The 954-nt window shown below is 49.7% G+C and carries 1 protein-coding gene; it reads right to left on the bottom strand.

Annotated elements, in window-relative coordinates; all coding sequences use genetic code 11:
• The coding region (locus CWC03_RS22765; protein WP_249314113.1) for a condensation domain-containing protein at nt 1-954 on the bottom strand (954 nt) is incomplete at both ends.

Genomic DNA, 954 nt, shown 5'->3' with positions numbered 1-954 from the left:
GCACACGCAGCACCAAGGTATTCACAAAAAACCCTATCAACGGGCTTAATTCCGACTGCGTTCGGTTCGCCACCGGTGTGCCCACCACGATATCACTACTGTGGCTATGTCTTGATAGTAACAATGACAACGCACCATGTAGCAGCATAAAGGGTGACAGCTTATGTTTCGTCGCCAGCCCTTGCAGTTTCTGCGATATCTCCGCCGGTAATGTCCCTGACACTACCCCGCCTGCAAACGCCTTCTGCTTCGGCCTTGGATAGCTCAGCGGTAAACTATGTACCCCAGGGAGTGAATCTAACTGACTTTCCCAATAGCTCAACTGCTCTTCTAGCACCGCGCCTTCTAAATGCGTTCTCTGCCAATGGGCATAATCCGCATATTGGATTTCAAGTGCACTCAGTGGGCTCGCTTTTCCTTGACTAAAGGCATCGTACAATTGGAAGAACTCTTGATTTAATACCTCCATCGACCAACCATCCGACGCGATGTGGTGCATATTAAATAGCAGAACGCCTGCACGCTCGGACGTGTGAATATAGCGTACTCGTATCATGACATCCGATGCTAAATCAAATGGCTGTACAAACTCATCATTGACCAGTGCCGCTACCGCTTGCGCCTGAGACGCTCCTGATAAATGTCGCACGTCCTCTTGTGCTACCTTAATCTCTACCTCTGCTATATCCTTTATCTGCTGTTTTGCTTCGCCATCTACTTCAACATACACGCTACGCAACACTTCATGTCGTGCCACTATTTCATTCAAGGCGCGCTCTACCACCACCAAGTCCAATTCACCTGACACTTCCAGTGCCATTGGCATATTGTACTCCGCCGAGCCTCCTTGTAGTTGGTCTATAAACCACAATCGTCGCTGCGCAAAAGAAACTGGCTGGATACTTGATGTACGCGCCATCGCTTCTACAGCTGGACGCACGTCACTGCCTTGGC

It is taken from the genome of Pseudoalteromonas sp. S2755 (assembly GCF_005886535.1).
In the GTDB taxonomy this organism is placed as follows: domain Bacteria; phylum Pseudomonadota; class Gammaproteobacteria; order Enterobacterales; family Alteromonadaceae; genus Pseudoalteromonas.
This window is presented reverse-complemented; position numbering and strand designations above follow the sequence as displayed.